The following is a 17918-nucleotide window of genomic DNA, read 5'->3' as shown; positions in this document are numbered from 1 at the left end:
ATGAGCGAATTGAACGCTGGACTGACGACGCTGCATGAAGCCGATATCGCCAAATATCAGGTGGTGGCGCAGGGTCTGATCACCCGCATCATCGTTCTGGATGCCGGCGAAGGCGGGTCCGGTGCGCCCATTGCCGGCACGGGTCGGCGTTTCGTCTCGACCGTTTCAACCGGTTCGGTCCGCAAGACCCGAGAGATCGAACTGATCAAGACAATCCAGGCAAGCGGGGGGAATGATCCGCTCCTGACGCCGGCCCGGCACACCGTGCTCTACCGAGTGCGGCGCGGCGCGCAGATCGCGCTGGCGATTGCCGATGTCTTTGCCCGGCAGACGGAGCTGGAAGGCCTGCAGGCCCGCAATCTGACGTCGCCGCTGCAGGGCGAGGAAGCCGCGCGTTTCAAGGCGCTGCTCGGTTCTTCTGCCTATGTTGCGGCCTTTGCCTTCGCAGCCTATCTCTTGTCGACCGTGGTCGGTGAGGGGGAACAGCTGGAGGGGATCCGCGAACCGGAATTTCTCTTCGATACGGCGCAAGATGGCCTGAAAAGCATGGTCGCCGGTCTCGATGTCGCGCTGACCGGTGCGGGTGACGATGCGACCGTCATCGGGCGATGCCGCGCTTTTGCCGAAGTGGCGCTCGCCGGCCTCCTGTCGCGCAAGGCGCGCTTCGCCCATCTCGGCGTGTTCGAAAACAGCCATATCCGAGTCGATCAGGACGATTTCACGCTCGATGGCTTCGATGCCACGCCGAGCGCCAAATCCAAGCCCCTGTCGATGACCTTCAAGAAGCCAGACGAGATCATCGGCAACCACATCGCGAAATACCAGGCGCTGAAGCTGGCCAAGATGCTGATGGCCTATGATTTCGACCGGCAGATGAACCCGTTCGTCGAGCTCGGTGGCTTCCTCTTCACCTTCATTGGCGACGGCATGCCGGGCACCGGCAAGACGATCCTGATCCAGATGCTGGCGGGGCTCCTGAACGACTATTGCCAGGTGGCGGGTTACGCCTTTCACTACGAGAATTTCGGCGTCGACCAGATCTCGTCCTATCAGGGCAAGTCCGGTCAGAATGCCAAGAGCTTCGTCAACAATGTGCTCAACCCGCGCGTCATCGGCTTCGGCACCGTCGATGATGTCGACCAGGTGACCGCCAAGCGCTCGGATGACCGGGCATCGTCTGGCCAGCACGAGGTCACGGCGGTGTTGATGGAGAGCTTCGCCGGTGCCTCGACGGTGGTGCGCGGAAATTCCACCTTCGGCATGTTCTCCAACTATCCGGAAAATGTCGATGACGCGCTACGCCAGCGAGCCGGCGCCCGCTGGCTGGTCGATGGGCCGCAGTCGCGCGAAGACTATATCGACATCTTCTCCCTGCTGATCGGCAAGAACCATGACATCGCGCTTGGCGAGCACGCGCTGTTCGCCGGCCAGGAAATCACCAAGGCGGTGTCGCGTTCGTATGGCGAACACGACCGGCCGAAGGAAGACGGGCTGGTCGCCGTTTGGGAGCGTTACGAGAAGGCGCATGGCCGGATCACGACGCTTGCCGATGTCGGCGCCTATCTGCACGAGATCAAGCTGGCCGAACCGCGTTTCACCGGCCGGGCGATCAAGAACATTACCGATGCAGTGAAGATGCGGGCGATGGATGTCGACCTGCCGGACGACTGGTTCGCCACGCCGGAGGTGTTCATGCACAAGCCCTATGACGAGAAGAAAGCGATGATCGCCGAACTGCGCGGTCCCGTCACCATGGAAATGATCCTGCAGGAGATCAACCGCTACGCCGACAGCGAGTTCCGCTACGCCGACAAGTCGGACGAGGCCGCGGTCAGCGAGATCGTGCGGCGGGAGCGGCAGCGCGAGCGGGCGATCGGGGAGATCGAGCGGATGAAGCGGGAAGGGCGCTGGGATACATGAACCGCCTTCTCGAAGCTGAACTGATCTATGGTCGCCTGCTGCCGATTGCCGAGCCGCATCTGATTGCGCGCTACAACAAGGCGCTTTCCGGCTTCGGGTTGCCGGAAACCAAACTCAGCGAATTCGATATCGACATCACCGGGTTTTCGCCGCAGGTCGCCGCCGAACTCAATGATTCCGACTATCTCGATCCGGGCAAGGTCAATCGGCGGTTCATCATCATGACGCCGGAGCAGGACAGCCTGCCGGTGGTGCATACCAGCTTTTCCAATACCGCCGGCCTGATGCACGAGTTCTATGCGGCCAATGCCAAGGCGATCAATGCGGTGACGATCCGCGATGCGATCTATGGCGAGATCGAGGACAGCGTTGCCGAGGTGCGCACGCTCGAAGACCTGCTGTCGATCAACGAGGTGCGCTTTCGAGTTATGTCGGCGGAAGATCTGCTCGGCAAGGCCGGCGAGTTGCGTCAACTGTGCGACCAGCTGACCACGAGCAACGATGCCTGGCGTGATGACGCGATGCTCAGCCGCATGGTGGATCTTGCCAAGCAGACCGGTGATATCCGGCAGAACGTGCTGGTGCCGGACAAGGTGATCTTTCGCCACGATGCCTTCTGGGCCAATCATTTCGGCGGTGTCTTCGTCTTTGTCGACGACAAGATCACAACCGTGATCTGTGATCCTTCGGCGCCTGGCTTTCGCCGGTCGCGGCCGTGGCAGGTGAGCTATATCCCGACCAGCGACACGGCGCAGATTTTCGATTTTCTGGCCAAGACCGGACGTATCGAGCTGCCGCGGGCAAGCTGGGTGGAGACATCCGGGCTTCTGGCACATCGGGCCGAGATGGCGGTGCTTGCCGTTGCCGCACGTCAATCACCGGTGCCGGATCTTGCCCGTGTCGATGCCGTATGGTTGCAGACGTTCCTGCACCGCAATGCCCGTGCGGTTGCTGAAGACGGGGTTTATCCGTTCCTGCAGGAGGCCTTGAGAAATCTGGCCAAGAGCGGCAATCTGCGCATGGCCGATGTCGCACCCGAGCATCGGCTCTGGCTGGTGCGTGCCGATCCCACCCATGCCGACCAATGGCTGACCAATCGGCTGATTTCCCGCCTGACCCCGGCTGATTTCGTGTCGCGGTTTGTCTTTGACAAGCAGGGCTTCTACGAGGCCTATGATGGTTTTTCCGAGAGCTTGCGCGATTACGTTGTATCCCGGCTGACGGAAACCTATCTGCGGGACAAGGCCGCCTTTCGAAAACGCCTTTATGGCATAGGAGACGACAACAATGCTTGATCCGATCATCGCGTTTTTCCAGCGCGTCTTTGCCGCCATCGGTCGCGGTATCGGCATCGGGGTTGCCGGTATCCTGTGGCCGTTTATGGCAGCACATGGCTGGTACCAACGTCGTAGCTGGCTGATCCGGGGGCCGGTACTTCTGGTCGTTCTGTTGTTTGTCGTGTTCTACGGACTTCTGATCTGGCGCACGCAGGTCTGGTACGGCTTCGATCCCGGTTTCGTTCAGGCCTACAAGCTCGAAGAGCGCACCGTTGCCGCGGGTGTGGCGCTGCCCGACCAGCCGAACCGTTGCCAGAATTCGTCGCTTGTGACGATCGCGGCCGATCTGACCGACATGAACGTCAACCAGAATGTCTGGATCTCCTCGACGCTGCTCTACAAGACCGGTCTGTTCGGGGTCGACTGGGACAATACCCCGTTCTTCGACAACAAGGCGTCGTTCCAGCGCGGCGTCAACCAGGTGGTCCGTCGCACTGCTATCCAACTTGCCGACAATCTCGGTCGCGTGCGCGGGACGTCGGGCATCAACAGCGATCTGCAGGATGCACGCGGCAACATCCAGTTCGACGAAAGCACCTGGTATTTCGGCACCGATCCGTTCGGCTTCAAGACGCCAACGCCGAGCTATTACCGTGCGGCCGTGCAAAGCTTCCGCCGGTTCAATGCGTCGCTGGAGAACTGCGAAGCGGTGTTCGACGCCCGCGCCGACAATCTGTTGCAGCTGCTCGACGGAATGGCGAGCGATCTCGGCAACACGTCCGACATCCTGCGCCGTCGTTCGGAAGAGTTCAATGCGGGCTGGTTCGATACCCGCGCCGATGACCGCTTCTGGTTCTCCTTCGGCCAGCTCTACGCGCAAAATGCGCTTCTGCAGGCTGCGCGTGCCGATTTCGGCAATGTCATCCGCGAGCGCAATCTGGGCACCGTATGGGCCGAGATGGAGCGCCAGCTTCAGGCATCGCTCAGGATCCAGCCGGCGATCATTTCCAATGGCCGCGAGGACGGCTGGATCATGCCGACCCATCTGGCAACCATGGGCTTCTACATCCTGCGGGTACGCTCGAACATGGTCGAGATTCGCGCCATTCTCGACCGGTAAACGGTCGAGCGTTCAGCAAAAAGACGAAAGGCCCGGTCGCAATGCCGGGCCTTTTCCGTTTTCGGTGGTTTTGCTGCGTGTTAGCTGATGATCTTCATGCGAATTGCCTTGGCGACCAATTGAGTACGGTTGACACAGTCGAGCTTGCGGATGGCATTCGTCATGTAGGCATTGACCGTATGATCCGACAGCGACAGGATCTGGCCAATCTCCAGCGACGTCTTTCCCTGGGCGGTCCAGCGGACCACTTCCAGCTCGCGGGCGGAGAGAACATTGGTGGTGCTGGCGGTGCGGCGCAGGCGGTCGAAGACATCGAATGCCTGGATGCTGATCATCGACAGTTCGTTCAGTTCCGACTGCGTGAGCGGCCCGCGGCGTCCGTCGTAACGAACCATCTGGCGGCTGCCATCGATCGAGGTGGTCTGGAACATCACACCCATCAACAGGCCGTAGCGATACATCAGTTCGGCCATGTCCGGCGGACAGTCGAAATCCGGCGACTTGCCGTCCGATCCGATCGTCCAGGTCTTGTGCATGATGGTCCGCGAGACATGCGACGTCAGCGGACAAAACTTGAGATAGCCCTTCCGGTCGAATTCGCGGACAAACTCCGACGGGATGGTGCTTTCGTGGACGAGATTGCCGAGGAGCTTGTCCTGGAACGTCGGGGCATTGGTGATCGTGACATGGTCAAGTTCGTACTCGCCGGCGGCCCGGATCCAACGCTGCATGAGCTCGGCACGGCTCTGACAGCTCCCGATTTCGTCACCCAAGAGCATCTGTCGTTCTGGCAGCATTTTGATATTTTCGAAAGTTGATATCTATTCGTAAGTTATCCCACAAATATATCAGTCTTGCCGAAAAGCTAGCACTTTTTGGGGTGGTATTGCCATTAATATGACTAATTCCTCACCGCTGCCGGTTGAATTGGCAGAACTCTGTTTCCTTAGGTTTTACACGGGCAGAGCTGATCCGGCTTTCACTTCTTCCATGACCGCATAGGTATGGGTCTCGCGGACCCCGGGCAGCGGGAGAATCACCTCCGAGAGGAATTGCCGATAGGCTTCCATGCCGGCAACGCGGGCTTTGACGAGGTAGTCGAAGCCGCCGGCAACCATGTGGCATTCCATGACATCATCGGAGCGTTTGACGGCGGCAGCAAACGTATCGAAGACGTCCGCCGTCGTGCGGTCCAGTTTCACCTCGATGAATACCAGCAGGTTGCGCCCCAGTTTTTGCGGCGACAGCACGGCCATGTATCCGATAATGTAGCCGTCGCGGGTGAGGCGGCGCACGCGTTCGGCACAGATCACCACCGACATCGTTCATGTCATCGACGAGAAGCAGAAAGCGATGCTGGAAGACCATATCGGCGAGATGAAGCGAAGCCAGAAGGTTCGCTATGCCGGCACCATTCCGTTGAGCGGCAATGTCTACATCAACCGCAACATGATCGGTGCGGTCGTCGGCACTCAGCCGTTCGGTGGTTCCGACATGTCGGGGACTGGCTTCAAGGCAGGCGGCCCCGCCTATCTGCTGCGCTTTGCCGTCGAGCAGGTGATTTCGGTCAATACTGCCGCTGCTGGCGGCAATGCCAGCCTGATCGCAATCGGCGAAGGCTAAAAATCGGCCTCCGGAGGATCTGAACAAGCAGACTTGTCCAGATCCTCCGGATTTGCTGTCATGGCCGATGAGAAGGGCGCGCCCAGCCCAGAAATCCTTTTGTCAATTTGAGCAAACCGCCGCCCGCGTGCCTCGCCTCATGCGGTCGCCTTGGTCTGTCGCCGCACCGTCTCGGCGTCACGTGCCGGCGGCATTCCGAACATGCGGCTGTATTCCCGATTGAACTGCGACACGCTCTCGTAACCGACAGCAAATGCGGCACTGCTCGCGGTCACGCCTTCCGACATCATCAGGCGACGCGCCTCGATCAGGCGCATTTGCTTCTGGAACTGCAGAGGCGACAGCGAGGTGACCGCGCGAAAGTGATGGTGGAAGGATGACGGGCTCATGCCCGCCGTTGCCGCCAACTGTTGGACGCGCAAGGGCCTGGCATATTCGGCCCGCAACAGGGCCACCGTACGTGCCACCCTCTGACTGTGGCTGTCGGGCCAGCCGAGACGGCGGATCTCGGCGCCATGGCGCCCGGACAGGAGCCAATAATGGAACTCGCGCACCATTTGCGGCAGGAGCACGGGCATGGACGTGGGACGGTCGAGCAGGCGCATCAGCCGTAGCGCGGCATCGGCCACATCGGTTTCGGTCGGATCGACGCGGACGGGCGGCGCGGAGACGGGCACCTGGCGCATCTCTACCGATAGCTCGGCAATTACTGCAGGATCGAGCTCTACGACGATGGAGACATACGGTTCTTCGGCACTGGCTCCGGTGATCTGGCTCACTGTCGGCACGTCCGCGGTGATCAGCAACGAGTCGCCGGCGCCGAAGGCGAAGATTTGGGTTCCCATCGTCACTTGCTTGCGGCCCTGCAAAACGAGGCAGACGAGCGGTCGCGAAACGGCGCAGTCGAGACCGCTCGGCGCAGTCGCACGCACGATGGACAAGCCAGGGACGGTGGTTTCCGTTTGATCGGAAAAGTCTGGGCCAGGGCGGTTCGCGACCTGACGCAGGGCGGCGTCGAGCAGGGCTTGGTAAAGCAGCGTGTCAGTCATTGCCTCATGCTAGCCGAGATCCGGCTGCGGTGGAACTGCCTTGGAGGAATAGGCAAAGATCGCGCCGGTTTCGGCAACGACGTCCTGCGGCTCTGGCGGCTATCAACGGCACATGCAGACAACAGGAGTATCCGCATGACCAAAATCGCCCTCGTCACCGGAGGCAGCCGTGGCCTCGGCCGCAACACCGCACTTCACATCGCCCGCCGCGGTGGCGATGTCGTCATTACCTATCACAGCCGCAGCGATGCCGCGGACGCTGTCGTCGCCGAGATCGCGGCACTCGGTCACAAGGCTATCGCCTTGCGGCTTGATACCTCTGATGTTGGCAGCTTCGCCGGTTTTACCGATCGGCTGCGGGAGGGACTGCAGACGACGTGGAAGCGCGACAGTTTCGACCATCTGGTCAACAATGCCGGCCATGGCGACTGCGCCCCAATCGCCGAGACCACCGAGGCGCAGTTCGATGCGCTGGTCAACGTGCATTTCAAGGGCGTTTTCTTCCTCACCCAGGCACTCTTGCCGCTGATCACCGATGGCGGACGGATCGTCAACCTGTCTTCAGGTCTGACACGCGTGTCCGCTCCTGGCTGGGGCGCTTATGCGGCGGTGAAGGGCGCGGTCGAAGTGCTGACGCTCTATATGGCCAAGGAATTGGGCGCGCGCGGCATTGCCGTGAACACTGTCGCGCCGGGCGCGGTCGAGACGGATTTCTTCGGCGGTGCCGTGCGGGACACGCCGGACTTCAACGCCTTCTTTGCAGCCATCACCGCGCTCGGCCGGGTCGGCCTTCCGGACGACATCGGTCCGATGATCGCCAGCCTGCTGTCTGAAGACAATCGCTGGGTGAACGCTCAGAGGATCGAAGTGTCCGGCGGCCAGGGTATTTAGGCCGAGTTACAAGGTGTTTCGGGCGGCGGGCGGCTTCGCCCGGAGCACGTATTTCCAGTGAAGCGGGATGGCAACATGACCGGGTTTCAAGTCCTGTCGAGATCGCTGCCCTTCTTCTTGCCATTCATCAGCACTTCCAGAAAGCCCAGCATCAGCGCGGAGACGACGAAGGTCAGGTGGATAATGGTGAACCACATCAACTGGCCGTCGGTATATTTCGTCGCATTGAGGAAGATCTGCAGCAGGTGGATCGACGAGATCGCGACGATCGAGGAGGCGACCTTGATCTTCAGACTGCCGGCATCGAGCTTGCCGAGGAAGGACACTTCGTCATCGGCATTGTCGAACCGGCTGACGAAGTTCTCGTAACCCGAGATCATCACCATGACGATCAGGCTGGCGACAAGGGCAGCATCGATCAGGCTCAGCATGGCGAGGATCATCTCGAACTCTTCGTAGGCGAAGACGTTCTTGGCTATCTTGAGGAACTTGTAGCCGAAGGACAGCGCGTAGACGGCCAGCGCCGCAACGAGGCCCAGATAAAACACGACCAGAATCCAGCGGCTCGAGAGAATGATTTTTTCGATGATCAGTTCCAGCGATTTCATTGCAACCTCGGTCAAGCTTCGATTTCATTCGACATAACCGATGCAAAGCTTGGCGGGCAAGGGTGATTGTCAAACCCGGGCGTTCGGGCAATCAATCTTGCTGCCCTTTCGGTGATGATGCGTGCCGAGCGCGCTGTCGTGTATCCGGCTGGCTGCGCCAAAATAGTCTGTGCGCGGGCTTGCAACTGTTGCGTGGCCAGCCGATCTTCGGCCGCAAAACAGATGTGAGGAGACGGAAACGTGACGATCTTGTCCGATATCGAAATTGCCCGTGCGGCTAAGAAACTTCCGATCCAGTCTATCGGTGCGAAGATCGGCATCTCGCCCGATGACCTCATTCCCTATGGCCATGACAAGGCGAAGATCTCGGCCACGTTCATCGATGGACTTGCGGGTCGGCCCGACGGCAAGCTGATCCTGGTGACAGCGATCAATCCGACACCGGCAGGCGAGGGCAAGACGACAACGACGGTCGGGCTTGGCGACGGACTGAACAGGATCGGCAAGCGCGCGATCACCTGCATTCGCGAGGCCTCGCTCGGCCCCTGCTTCGGCGTCAAGGGTGGGGCGGCGGGCGGCGGCTATGCGCAGGTTGTGCCGATGGAAGAGATCAATCTGCATTTCACCGGCGATTTCCATGCGATCACCTCGGCCCACAATCTGCTGTCGGCATTGATCGACAACCACATCTACTGGGGCAATGACCTCGGGATCGACACACGGCGCATCACCTGGCGGCGGGTGATGGACATGAACGACCGGGCGCTGCGCCAGATCGTGTCCTCGCTGGGCGGTGCGGCCAACGGCTATCCGCGCGAGACCGGCTTCGACATCACGGTGGCGTCGGAAGTGATGGCCATACTCTGCCTTGCCACCGATCTCGACGATCTGGAACAGCGGCTCGGCAATATCATCATCGGTTATCGCCGTGACAGGACGCCGGTCTTTGCCCGCGACCTGAAGGCGGATGGGGCGATGACGGTTCTGCTCAAGGAGGCGATGCAGCCCAATCTGGTGCAGACGCTGGAAAACAATCCGGCCTTCGTGCATGGCGGACCGTTTGCCAATATCGCGCATGGCTGCAATTCGGTGATTGCCACGAAGACGGCGCTGAAGCTGGCCGACTATGTGGTGACCGAGGCGGGTTTCGGGGCCGATCTCGGGGCGGAAAAGTTTTTCGACATCAAATGTCGCAAGGCGGGCCTGGAGCCGGCCGCAGCCGTGATCGTGGCGACCGTTCGCGCGCTTAAGATGAACGGCGGTGTTGCGAAAGACGATCTCGGTCGCGAAGACGTGCATTCCGTGACCCGCGGCTGTGCCAATCTGGGTCGGCATGTGGCAAACGTGCGCAAATTCGGCGTGCCGGTCGTGGTTGCGATCAACCATTTCGTCTCGGATACCGATGCCGAGATCGAGGCAGTGAAGGACTATGTCTCGCATCTCGGCGCCGATGCGATCGTCTGCCGCCATTGGGCCGACGGATCGGCCGGCATCGAGGCGCTGGCGCGGCGCGTGGCGGAAATGGCCGATAGCGGACAATCGCAGTTCAAGCCGCTTTATCCGGATGCGCTTTCGCTGATGGAAAAGATCGAGACGGTGGCGTCGAAGATCTACCATGCAGGGGAGGTGACGAGCGACAAGGCGGTGCGCGATCAGCTGAAAAGCTGGGAAGACCAGGGCTATGGACATTTGCCGGTGTGCATGGCGAAGACGCAATATTCCTTCTCGACGGATCCGACACTGCGTGGTGCTCCCGAAGGGCATGTCGTGCACGTACGTGAAGTAAGGCTATCGGCCGGCGCCGGCTTCGTCGTGGCGATCACCGGCGAGATCATGACCATGCCGGGCCTGCCGCGTGTGCCGTCCTCGGAGCGGATCTTCCTCAATGACCAGGGCTATATCGAAGGCCTGTTCTGAGCAGATGGCGCGGGATAAACTGTGGCATTTTTGCCATGGGCTGCGCCGGCTAAATACATGAGTCAAAGAATCATGTATTATTTGTTGACATAAACAATCATGTTTTATACGGCGTAAATGAGGCGACCGGTTCTGGTCGTCACGTTTTTGACGCAATCCCATTTGGCCAGCCTGCGCATGTGTCTTGCGCGGGAACGATCCGTCTCGGCCGCTGAAAGGAATATCGCATGGGCTCCCGGTCCTTCCGACCCACTTTGCTCGCTTGCACCGCACTCGCGCTGATCGCCATTTCCAATTCTGCCTTTTCCCAGGAGGTTGCAGATAGCGCTGCCGCAAACGGTGATACGCAGCTGAACACGATCGTCGTCAAAGGGAAGCGTGTCGCGACTGGGACCGTTATTTCCAACAGTCCGCAGGTCAGCCAGAGAACCGCGGAGGATCTGCGACGGAACCAGATCAACAGCTTCAGGGATCTCGGCCGCTCGCTCGAGCCGGGCGTCGATTTCGTCAAGTCCGAAGGTGGCGTGACAATCCGTGGCCTGGGCGGGCCACGTGTCCTGACAACAATCGACGGTATCCCGTTGCCCTACCTCGACAATTTTGCGCGCCGCGGTGGCCCCGCGACTACCACCAACGTTGCCGGCGGCAGCGACAGTTTCGATTTTTCGTCGATCTCGACCCTTGACGTTCTACGTGGCTCCGACTCGAGCCGCCTGGGTTCCGGGGCGCTCGCGGGCGGTATCGCGCTTCGCACGCTCGAGCCGGAAGACCTGATCGGCGAGGGCCGGGACTGGGGCGGCATGGCCAAGGCGTCCTTCGACAGCGAGGACATGAGCTTTGGCGGGTCGGCTGCGGTCGCAAAGCGTATCGACGATACCTCCGTTCTGTTCCAGGGCACCTACAGGCGGGGGCAGGAGCGCCAGAACCAGGGATCGGTGGATACGATCGGTGCCACGCGGACCGAGGCAAATCCTGGCGACTTCAATCAGAACAACCTGCTGTTCAAGCTGCGGCAGGAACTGGAAGGCGGCCATACGGTCGGTCTGACGGCGGAGCGATATCGCTACAATTCCGATACAGAATTGAAAACATTGACGGGTGCGACGACAGGTTCAAGCCGTATCTGGGCTGTCGGCGAATATGATGGGTTCGATGACACTGCGCGTGATCGCGTCTCCCTGGACTACAGCTTCCTCAATCCCGCGGAAGATGCTGTCATCCAGTCGGCGCGCCTGTCGGTTTATTGGCAGGACACAACGAAGAATGCCGGCGCGACCGGACGTCGCGTCGGGGCTGTTGCCGGGCCATGGCTGCGTGACAATGAGCTGCAGGAAAGCGCGATCGGTTTCACCGGCAATGTGGTCAGCGAATTCGACACGGGCAATCTGACGCACGAATTGACCATCGGCGCCGACGGCGCACTGCTGGATACAAGCCAGTTCGTGGCGGGTATCGACGCCTGCACGCTCGGTACCGTCACAGCAGGTTGCACCAGCCTGAAGTCGAACCAGTCGGATATGCCGGACATCGACGGCAAGAAATTCGGCATCTACATCGATGACAAGATCTCGATGGAAAACAGCGCCTTTTCGATCACGCCTGGCATTCGTTTCGACTGGTACGACTATGACCCGAAGCTGACGGATGCCTATGCCATCAACAATGGGTATCTCAAGGCGGGTCTTCCGGACAGCAGCGATGGCAGCCGACTGAGCCCGAAACTGCTCGCCAGCTATGATCTGACCGATGAGGTGCAGGTTTATGCGCAGTGGTCGATGGCCTATCGTGCCCCGACGGTGAACGAACTCTATCTCGACTTCGTCAACACCGGCTATGCGGTCGTTGGAAATCCCGAGCTTGAGGCAGAGACGTCGAACTCATTTGAAATCGGCAGCAAAGTCGAATTCACCGATTTCGTTGCCCGTTTTGCCGCGTATCACAGCCGCTACAAGAACTTCATCGAGCAGACGACTACATTCGGCGATCCGACCTACGGCATGCTGACTCAGTACAACAACCTGAAGCATGTGGATATTTCCGGCTTCGAATTCAGCCTGCGCAAGGACTTCGAAAATGGTCTTTTCGTTCATGCCGGCGGCGCCTATGCCTATGGCAAGGACAAGGATGCCGACAAGTATCTTCGCTCGGTCGCGCCGTTCAAGGGCGTGGTGGGCGTCGGCTTCGAACAGGACAGCTGGGGAACGGACCTGAGCCTGATTGCGGCTGCAGGCATGCGTGACGATGGCCTGGCATCCACTTTCGATGCTCCGGGATACGGCGTTGTCGATCTGACCGCATGGTGGGAGCCCGAGCAGACCAAGGGCCTACGCATTCAGGCCGGCATCTACAACATGCTCGACAAGACCTATTACAATGCGGTCAGTATGAAGGATTTCAATGCGACCACCGTCCCCGGCACCGGCAACACCAACCAGCCGATTGAATATTACTCCGAACCGGGCCGGACGTTTAAAATCTCGCTTACGCAGAAATTCTGATTTCGGACCATCGTCTGTTGGTCAGGAAAGGCGGCGTCCTTGGGGCGCCGCTTTTTCGTTGTTCACCTGCAATAACGAAAGCCGCTCTTGCGCTTGATGACGTCAAGATGGAGGTGGTCCTGATGGGCCGCGTCGCTTCCGGGGGACAGCACGGTGGTAAAGTAGAGGCAGGCAAAGGCATTCAGGCTGCGCTGGAAGGCGGCGGGAAGTGTGCCGTCATCCTGCTTGGCAATCACCATCGGCACGGCGCCACCTTCGAAGGTGAGAGCGGCGATATCGACGGCATTGCCGCGAGCATGTTCGGACATCTTGCCGGTCTCGGCGCTGTTGCGGTTGCGGCAGACATAGCCGGAGGCGTGGTTGACCGCTTTCAGCACGCCCATATCGGGCAGGCTGAGGTTTGCGGTGGGGACGATCATGTCGCGGGTCATGCGTGCCAGCTGCAGAGCCGTCTCGCAGCGGAATGTACCTTCTGGCTGCAAGGCAACGGATGGTGAAAGGCGGGTGACGGTAATCGGGCGGTCCATGCCGCAGCCACTGCCATCGTCGACCCGCCTGTCCTCCTGGAATGTCGCGCCCATCGCCGTCAGGGCTGCCGTACAGGCCTTGTAGGTTGCGTCATCCTCGTTCTCGATGGGGATGACTGGAGGGGGAACGGGCTTAGGCGGCACAGCATCTTCGGCAGGTGTCTGCGGGGGTGCCGGCGTTGGCTTCTCTAGCGGTTTGGGGGCCCCTGTCTCCGGCGTGCCGACCGGCGATTCCGCTGGGGACGGCTTGTCGTCGGGCTTTGGGATCTCTGTCGCCGGCGGTGTCTCTGCTTCAGGCTCCACGTCAGGCTTGTCCGCAGGCGTTGGCACAGGCTCTGCAGCCGGCGCTTCGCCAGGTTCTTCCGCAGGTGCCTCGATGGCAGCCTCTGATTGCGGTTTTTCCTCAGGGAGGGGGCCTTGTGCCGGCAGGGCTGCGCCAAGAAGCCAGAAGATGGCCAGACATGCACCAGATATGTTCCGCATTCCGCTCGTCGTCTCCCGTTTCAGCGGGTCAACGGTTTCGCGCGGCATAAGTTCAGTTTGCGTGCGCTTATCCGTGCCGAATCCGGCTTGCGCAGGCGCAAAGAGCAGGTTATCAAAATCGCCATGAAGATCGTTTCGAACAACAATGTTTGGTGGTGGGCACGCTAACGCGGCCTTGACCAATCATGTCTTGAGACGATTGAACCCAAAGCCGCCCGGAGAACCTGAGGCGGCTTTTTTGTATTCAGGCGCCTTCCAACCGGGCCATGAAAGACGGAGAGAGACTGGAATGTCGACGATCATGCGGGAAGACGGGAGCGAGGCCTATGTGACGCGCGGCGGTGTGACCGTGACGCGGCGGCGGCGGCCGACACCTTATGCCGACGCGGTCAGCACCTATGTCGACAAGCTCGATGAGCGGCGCGGCGCGGTGTTTTCGTCGAACTACGAATATCCGGGCCGCTATACCCGCTGGGACACCGCCATCGTCGATCCGCCACTCGGCGTCTCCTGCTTCGGGCGCAAGGTCTGGATCGAGGCCTATAATGGCCGCGGCGAAGCGCTTTTGTCGCTGATCGCCGGCAAGCTGGCAACGGTCTCGGATCTCGATCTCGGCGCCCGCACGGATCGCCGCCTCGACCTTGAGGTCAGGGTACCGGACCGCGTGTTCACCGAGGAAGAGCGTTCGAAGATCCCGACGGTCTTCACCGTTCTCAGAGCGATCACCGATCTCTTCCATTCCGAGGAAGATGCCGCCATCGGCCTTTTCGGCGCTTTCGGCTACGATCTCGCCTTCCAGTTCGATGCCATCGACCTCAAATTGATCCGTCCGGAAGACCAGCGCGACATGGTGCTGTTCCTGCCGGATGAAATCCTGGTCGTCGATCACTATTCTGCCAAGGCGTGGATCGATCGCTATGACTTCACCAAGGGTGAGGTGACGACGGAGGGCAAGTCGGAGGAGATTGCGCCGGAGCCGTTCCAGCACACCGACACCATTCCGCCGCGTGGCGACCATCGTCCGGGCGAATATGCCGAACTGGTCACCAAGGCGAAGGAAAGCTTCCGTCGCGGCGACCTGTTCGAGGTCGTGCCGGGGCAGAAATTCATGGAACGCTGCGACAGCAAGCCGTCGCAGATCTCCAAGCGGCTGAAGGAAATCAATCCGTCGCCCTATTCCTTCTTCATCAATCTCGGCAACCAGGAATATCTGGTCGGGGCCTCGCCTGAAATGTTCGTGCGGGTCAATGGTCGGCGCATCGAGACCTGCCCGATCTCGGGTACGATCAAGCGTGGCGACGATCCGATCGCCGATTCGGAGCAGATCCTCAAGCTGCTCAACTCGAAGAAGGACGAGAGCGAGCTTACGATGTGCTCGGACGTCGACCGCAACGACAAGTCTCGCGTCTGCGAGCCGGGTTCGGTCAAGGTCATCGGCCGTCGGCAGATCGAGATGTATTCGCGCCTGATCCACACGGTCGACCATATCGAGGGTCGGTTGCGCGACGACATGGACGCCTTCGACGGCTTCCTCTCCCACGCCTGGGCCGTGACCGTGACCGGTGCACCGAAGCTCTGGGCGATGCGGTTCATCGAGGCGCATGAAAAGAGCCCGCGCGCCTGGTATGGTGGCGCAATCGGCATGGTCGGCTTCAATGGCGACATGAATACCGGACTGACGCTGCGCACCGTGCGCATCAAGGACGGTATTGCCGAAGTGCGCGCCGGGGCGACGCTCTTGAATGACAGCATTCCGGAAGAGGAAGAGGCCGAAACCGAACTGAAGGCATCCGCCATGATCGCAGCCATTCGTGACGCCAAGACCGGCAATGACGGCAAGAATAAGCGCGGCGTGGCCGCTGTCGGGCAAGGGGTCAATATCCTGCTCGTCGATCACGAAGATTCCTTCGTGCATACGCTGGCGAATTATTTCCGCCAGACCGGTGCGACGGTGAACACCGTGCGTTCGCCGGTGGCCGACGAGGTTTTCGACAGGCTCAATCCTGATCTGGTCGTCCTGTCGCCGGGTCCTGGTTCCCCGAAGGATTTCGACTGCAAGGCGACAATCAAGAAGGCGCGGGCTCGGCAATTGCCGATTTTCGGCGTCTGCCTCGGCCTGCAGGCTTTGGCCGAAGCCTATGGCGGGGAATTGCGCCAGCTGGCGGTTCCGATGCACGGCAAGCCGTCACGCATCCGCATCCTCGAGCCAGGCCTGGTGTTTTCCGGTCTTGCCAAGGAAGTGACCGTTGGTCGCTATCATTCGATCTTTGCCGATCCGGCGACGCTGCCGCGGGAGTTCATGATCACGGCCGAAAGCGAAGACGGCACGATCATGGGCATCGAACACACCAAGGAGCCGGTGGCTGCCGTGCAGTTCCATCCGGAATCGATCATGACGCTCGGCCAGGATGCCGGCATGCGGATGATCGAGAACGTGGTGGAGAAACTGGCGAAACGGGCGAAGGTGAAAGCCGCGTGATATCGGTTTCAGCGGGTTGACCCGCCGTTAAACTCTGTGCTTTAGACTGCGCCAACTGAAAACCGCCTGCGCTTCGTCGCGGGCGGTTTTGCATTTGGGGATTGCGCATTGCAATTCGCTCGCATCTGCACGGATAGAGATGATGGTCGAACAACGAGACAATCTGGTTCAGCGGCTCGCCTTCTGGGGCATTCCGCTGGCATTCGGCGTCATGGGGCTGAAGCTCTTGGCCTGGTGGCTGACCGGTTCCGTGGCGCTGCTGTCGGATGGTCTGGAATCGACTGTCAATGTGATCGCGGCCTTCATTGCCTATTTCGTCATTCGTTATGCGCAGAAGCCGGCGGACGACGACCATCCCTACGGCCATCACAAGGCGGAATATCTGTCGGCGGTCGTCGAGGGCGTGCTGATCGTCGTCGCGGCGCTGCTGATCATCAACGAGGCCGTGGCGGCGCTTGGCGACCCGCAGGTGCTCAATGCGCCAGCGCTTGGCCTTGCGATCAATTTCGTCGCCGGCCTGATCAATCTAGTCTGGGCACGCACGCTGATCCGGGTCGGCAAGTCGCACCGCTCGCCGGCGCTTGCGGCCGACGGTCATCACATCATGTCGGACGTGGTGACCTCGATCGGCGTTCTGGTCGGTCTCGTTCTGGTGGTCGTGACCGGCTATGCGATCCTTGATCCTCTTCTCGCCATCCTGGTTGCCTGCAACATCATCTTCCAGGGTTGGAAGGTGATCAGCACGTCTGTCGACGGATTGATGGACAAGGCTGTCGATGTGAGCGATGTCGAGGCGCTGAAGAGGGCGATTGCCGAGAATGCGGACGGCTCGCTGGGGGTGCATTACCTGCGCACCCGGCGCGGCGGTTCGGTGACCTTCGTCGCCTTCGATCTCGTCGTGCCGGCCGATATGAAGGTGGTTGATGCGCACAGGATCTGCGATCGGCTTGAGGCGGCGGTTCAGGCGGTTCTGCCCGGTGGTCGCGTGACCATTCATGTCGAACCGGAAAGTGAAGAGGCCCACGGTGTGGGTGTAGCGGTAAAAGGATAAGACGATGAGCATGACCGATGTATCGGGACTGTCGCAGCTCGGCCAGGCGGTCGAGGCGCCGACCAGCCCGGAGACTGCCATGATGGAACGGGTGCCGAACGGCAATGCCGGAACGGATTACGTGGTGCGGTTTACCGCGCCGGAATTCACCTCGCTCTGCCCGATGACCGGCCAGCCGGATTTCGCCCATATCGTCATCGACTACATTCCGGGCGACTGGCTGGTTGAATCGAAGTCGCTGAAGCTGTTCCTGTTTTCCTTCCGCAATCACGGCGCTTTCCATGAGGACTGCTCGATCTATATCGCCAAGCGCATCGTCGAGCTGCTGGATCCGAAGTGGCTGCGGATCGGGGCCTATTGGTATCCGCGTGGCGGCATCCCGATCGACGTCTTCTGGCAGACCGGAGAAGCGCCAAAGGGCGTCTGGTTGCCGGAACAGGGGGTAGCGACCTATCGCGGCCGCGGCTGACCGCGT

14 protein-coding genes and 1 pseudogene are annotated in these 17918 nt (G+C 60.4%); 10 read left to right on the top strand and 5 right to left on the bottom strand.

From position 1 onward, the window contains the following. The 3 genes from LQ231_RS15780 to LQ231_RS15770 are packed head-to-tail and all read left to right on the top strand — an operon-like array spanning position 1 to position 4317. Positions 1 to 1920, top strand: coding sequence for an AAA family ATPase (locus LQ231_RS15780; RefSeq protein ID WP_230172093.1), 1920 nt, complete (start codon positions 1 to 3; stop codon positions 1918 to 1920). Next, a complete protein-coding gene (locus LQ231_RS15775) occupies positions 1917 to 3215 on the top strand; it encodes a DUF6638 family protein (protein ID WP_230172092.1) in 1299 nt (432 codons plus the stop codon). The genes LQ231_RS15780 and LQ231_RS15775 overlap by 4 nt, the downstream gene beginning before the upstream one ends. Continuing rightward, positions 3208 to 4317: a DUF2333 family protein gene (locus LQ231_RS15770; protein ID WP_230172091.1), complete on the top strand. Its 1110-nt coding sequence runs from the start codon at positions 3208 to 3210 to the stop codon at positions 4315 to 4317. Before LQ231_RS15775 ends, LQ231_RS15770 begins: the two co-directional genes overlap by 8 nt. An 80-nt stretch (positions 4318 to 4397) precedes the next feature. Here LQ231_RS15770 and LQ231_RS15765 read toward each other — a convergent pair whose 3' ends face one another. Next, entirely contained in the window at positions 4398 to 5114 is a 717-nt protein-coding gene (locus LQ231_RS15765) for a helix-turn-helix transcriptional regulator (RefSeq protein ID WP_230172090.1), read from the bottom strand. A 156-nt stretch (positions 5115 to 5270) separates the two neighbouring features. Then, on the bottom strand, positions 5271 to 5639 hold the full coding sequence (locus LQ231_RS15760) for an Lrp/AsnC ligand binding domain-containing protein (protein ID WP_230172089.1): 369 nt from the start codon (positions 5637 to 5639) through the stop codon (positions 5271 to 5273). Between LQ231_RS15760 and LQ231_RS15755 the strand changes: the two are divergent. After that, positions 5629 to 5940 (top strand): annotated as a pseudogene (locus LQ231_RS15755) (hypothetical protein); the annotation flags it as partial. The gene LQ231_RS15760 and the pseudogene LQ231_RS15755 overlap by 11 nt on opposite strands. 137 nt (positions 5941 to 6077) lie before the next feature. Here LQ231_RS15755 and LQ231_RS15750 read toward each other — a convergent pair. Then, positions 6078 to 6989, bottom strand: a complete 912-nt coding sequence (locus LQ231_RS15750; RefSeq protein ID WP_230172085.1) for an AraC family transcriptional regulator — start codon at positions 6987 to 6989, stop codon at positions 6078 to 6080. A gap of 135 nt (positions 6990 to 7124) precedes the next feature. On the opposite strand from LQ231_RS15750, the gene LQ231_RS15745 reads away from it, so the two are divergent. After that, on the top strand, positions 7125 to 7880 hold the full coding sequence (locus tag LQ231_RS15745) for an SDR family oxidoreductase (protein WP_230172084.1): 756 nt from the start codon (positions 7125 to 7127) through the stop codon (positions 7878 to 7880). Positions 7881 to 7966: 86 nt separating this feature from the next. Here LQ231_RS15745 and LQ231_RS15740 read toward each other — a convergent pair whose 3' ends face one another. Next, positions 7967 to 8488 carry a TIGR00645 family protein gene (locus tag LQ231_RS15740; RefSeq protein ID WP_113142506.1) on the bottom strand — a complete coding sequence of 174 codons (522 nt, stop codon included), beginning with the start codon at positions 8486 to 8488 and terminating at the stop codon, positions 7967 to 7969. A 240-nt stretch (positions 8489 to 8728) separates the two neighbouring features. On the opposite strand from LQ231_RS15740, the gene LQ231_RS15735 reads away from it, so the two are divergent. Beyond that, positions 8729 to 10405, top strand: a complete 1677-nt coding sequence (locus tag LQ231_RS15735) for a formate--tetrahydrofolate ligase (RefSeq protein WP_230172083.1) — start codon at positions 8729 to 8731, stop codon at positions 10403 to 10405. 227 nt (positions 10406 to 10632) lie between these two features. Beyond that, entirely contained in the window at positions 10633 to 12903 is a 2271-nt protein-coding gene (locus tag LQ231_RS15730) for a TonB-dependent hemoglobin/transferrin/lactoferrin family receptor (protein WP_230172081.1), read from the top strand. A gap of 62 nt (positions 12904 to 12965) precedes the next feature. On the opposite strand, the gene LQ231_RS15725 is transcribed toward LQ231_RS15730, so the two are convergent. Beyond that, entirely contained in the window at positions 12966 to 13913 is a 948-nt protein-coding gene (locus LQ231_RS15725) for an extensin family protein (RefSeq protein ID WP_230172079.1), read from the bottom strand. 289 nt (positions 13914 to 14202) lie between these two features. On the opposite strand from LQ231_RS15725, the gene LQ231_RS15720 reads away from it, so the two are divergent. The 3 genes from LQ231_RS15720 to queF all read left to right on the top strand — a co-directional run bounded on the left by LQ231_RS15720 (position 14203) and on the right by queF (position 17912). After that, positions 14203 to 16392, top strand: a complete 2190-nt coding sequence (locus LQ231_RS15720; RefSeq protein ID WP_230172077.1) for an anthranilate synthase — start codon at positions 14203 to 14205, stop codon at positions 16390 to 16392. A gap of 142 nt (positions 16393 to 16534) precedes the next feature. Next, positions 16535 to 17443, top strand: a complete 909-nt coding sequence (locus LQ231_RS15715) for a cation diffusion facilitator family transporter (RefSeq protein ID WP_230172070.1) — start codon at positions 16535 to 16537, stop codon at positions 17441 to 17443. Between the two features lie 4 nt (positions 17444 to 17447). Beyond that, positions 17448 to 17912 (top strand): preQ(1) synthase, encoded by a 465-nt coding sequence (gene queF / locus LQ231_RS15710; RefSeq protein ID WP_230172068.1) that lies wholly within the window; start codon positions 17448 to 17450, stop codon positions 17910 to 17912. Positions 17913 to 17918: the final 6 nt, after the last annotated feature.

Source organism: Rhizobium sp. CECT 9324, from assembly GCF_918741265.1.
In the GTDB taxonomy this organism is placed as follows: domain Bacteria; phylum Pseudomonadota; class Alphaproteobacteria; order Rhizobiales; family Rhizobiaceae; genus Allorhizobium.
The sequence above is the reverse complement of the archived record's forward strand: the minus strand, read 5'-3'. Positions and strand labels throughout refer to the sequence as shown.

Bases quoted from the DNA above. Each gene is read 5' to 3' on its own strand.
- LQ231_RS15740 (WP_113142506.1), bottom strand. From the start codon at position 8,488: ATGAAATCGCTGGAACTGATCATCGAAAAAATCATTCTCTCGAGCCGC.
- LQ231_RS15770 (WP_230172091.1), top strand. From the start codon at position 3,208: ATGCTTGATCCGATCATCGCGTTTTTCCAGCGCGTCTTTGCCGCCATC.
- LQ231_RS15715 (WP_230172070.1), top strand. From the start codon at position 16,535: ATGGTCGAACAACGAGACAATCTGGTTCAGCGGCTCGCCTTCTGGGGC.
- LQ231_RS15730 (WP_230172081.1), top strand. From the start codon at position 10,633: ATGGGCTCCCGGTCCTTCCGACCCACTTTGCTCGCTTGCACCGCACTC.
- LQ231_RS15765 (WP_230172090.1), bottom strand. From the start codon at position 5,114: ATGCTGCCAGAACGACAGATGCTCTTGGGTGACGAAATCGGGAGCTGT.
- LQ231_RS15725 (WP_230172079.1), bottom strand. From the start codon at position 13,913: ATGCGGAACATATCTGGTGCATGTCTGGCCATCTTCTGGCTTCTTGGC.
- LQ231_RS15775 (WP_230172092.1), top strand. From the start codon at position 1,917: ATGAACCGCCTTCTCGAAGCTGAACTGATCTATGGTCGCCTGCTGCCG.
- queF (WP_230172068.1), top strand. From the start codon at position 17,448: ATGAGCATGACCGATGTATCGGGACTGTCGCAGCTCGGCCAGGCGGTC.
- LQ231_RS15780 (WP_230172093.1), top strand. From the start codon at position 1: ATGAGCGAATTGAACGCTGGACTGACGACGCTGCATGAAGCCGATATC.
- LQ231_RS15745 (WP_230172084.1), top strand. From the start codon at position 7,125: ATGACCAAAATCGCCCTCGTCACCGGAGGCAGCCGTGGCCTCGGCCGC.
- LQ231_RS15750 (WP_230172085.1), bottom strand. From the start codon at position 6,989: ATGACTGACACGCTGCTTTACCAAGCCCTGCTCGACGCCGCCCTGCGT.
- LQ231_RS15760 (WP_230172089.1), bottom strand. From the start codon at position 5,639: ATGTCGGTGGTGATCTGTGCCGAACGCGTGCGCCGCCTCACCCGCGAC.
- LQ231_RS15720 (WP_230172077.1), top strand. From the start codon at position 14,203: ATGTCGACGATCATGCGGGAAGACGGGAGCGAGGCCTATGTGACGCGC.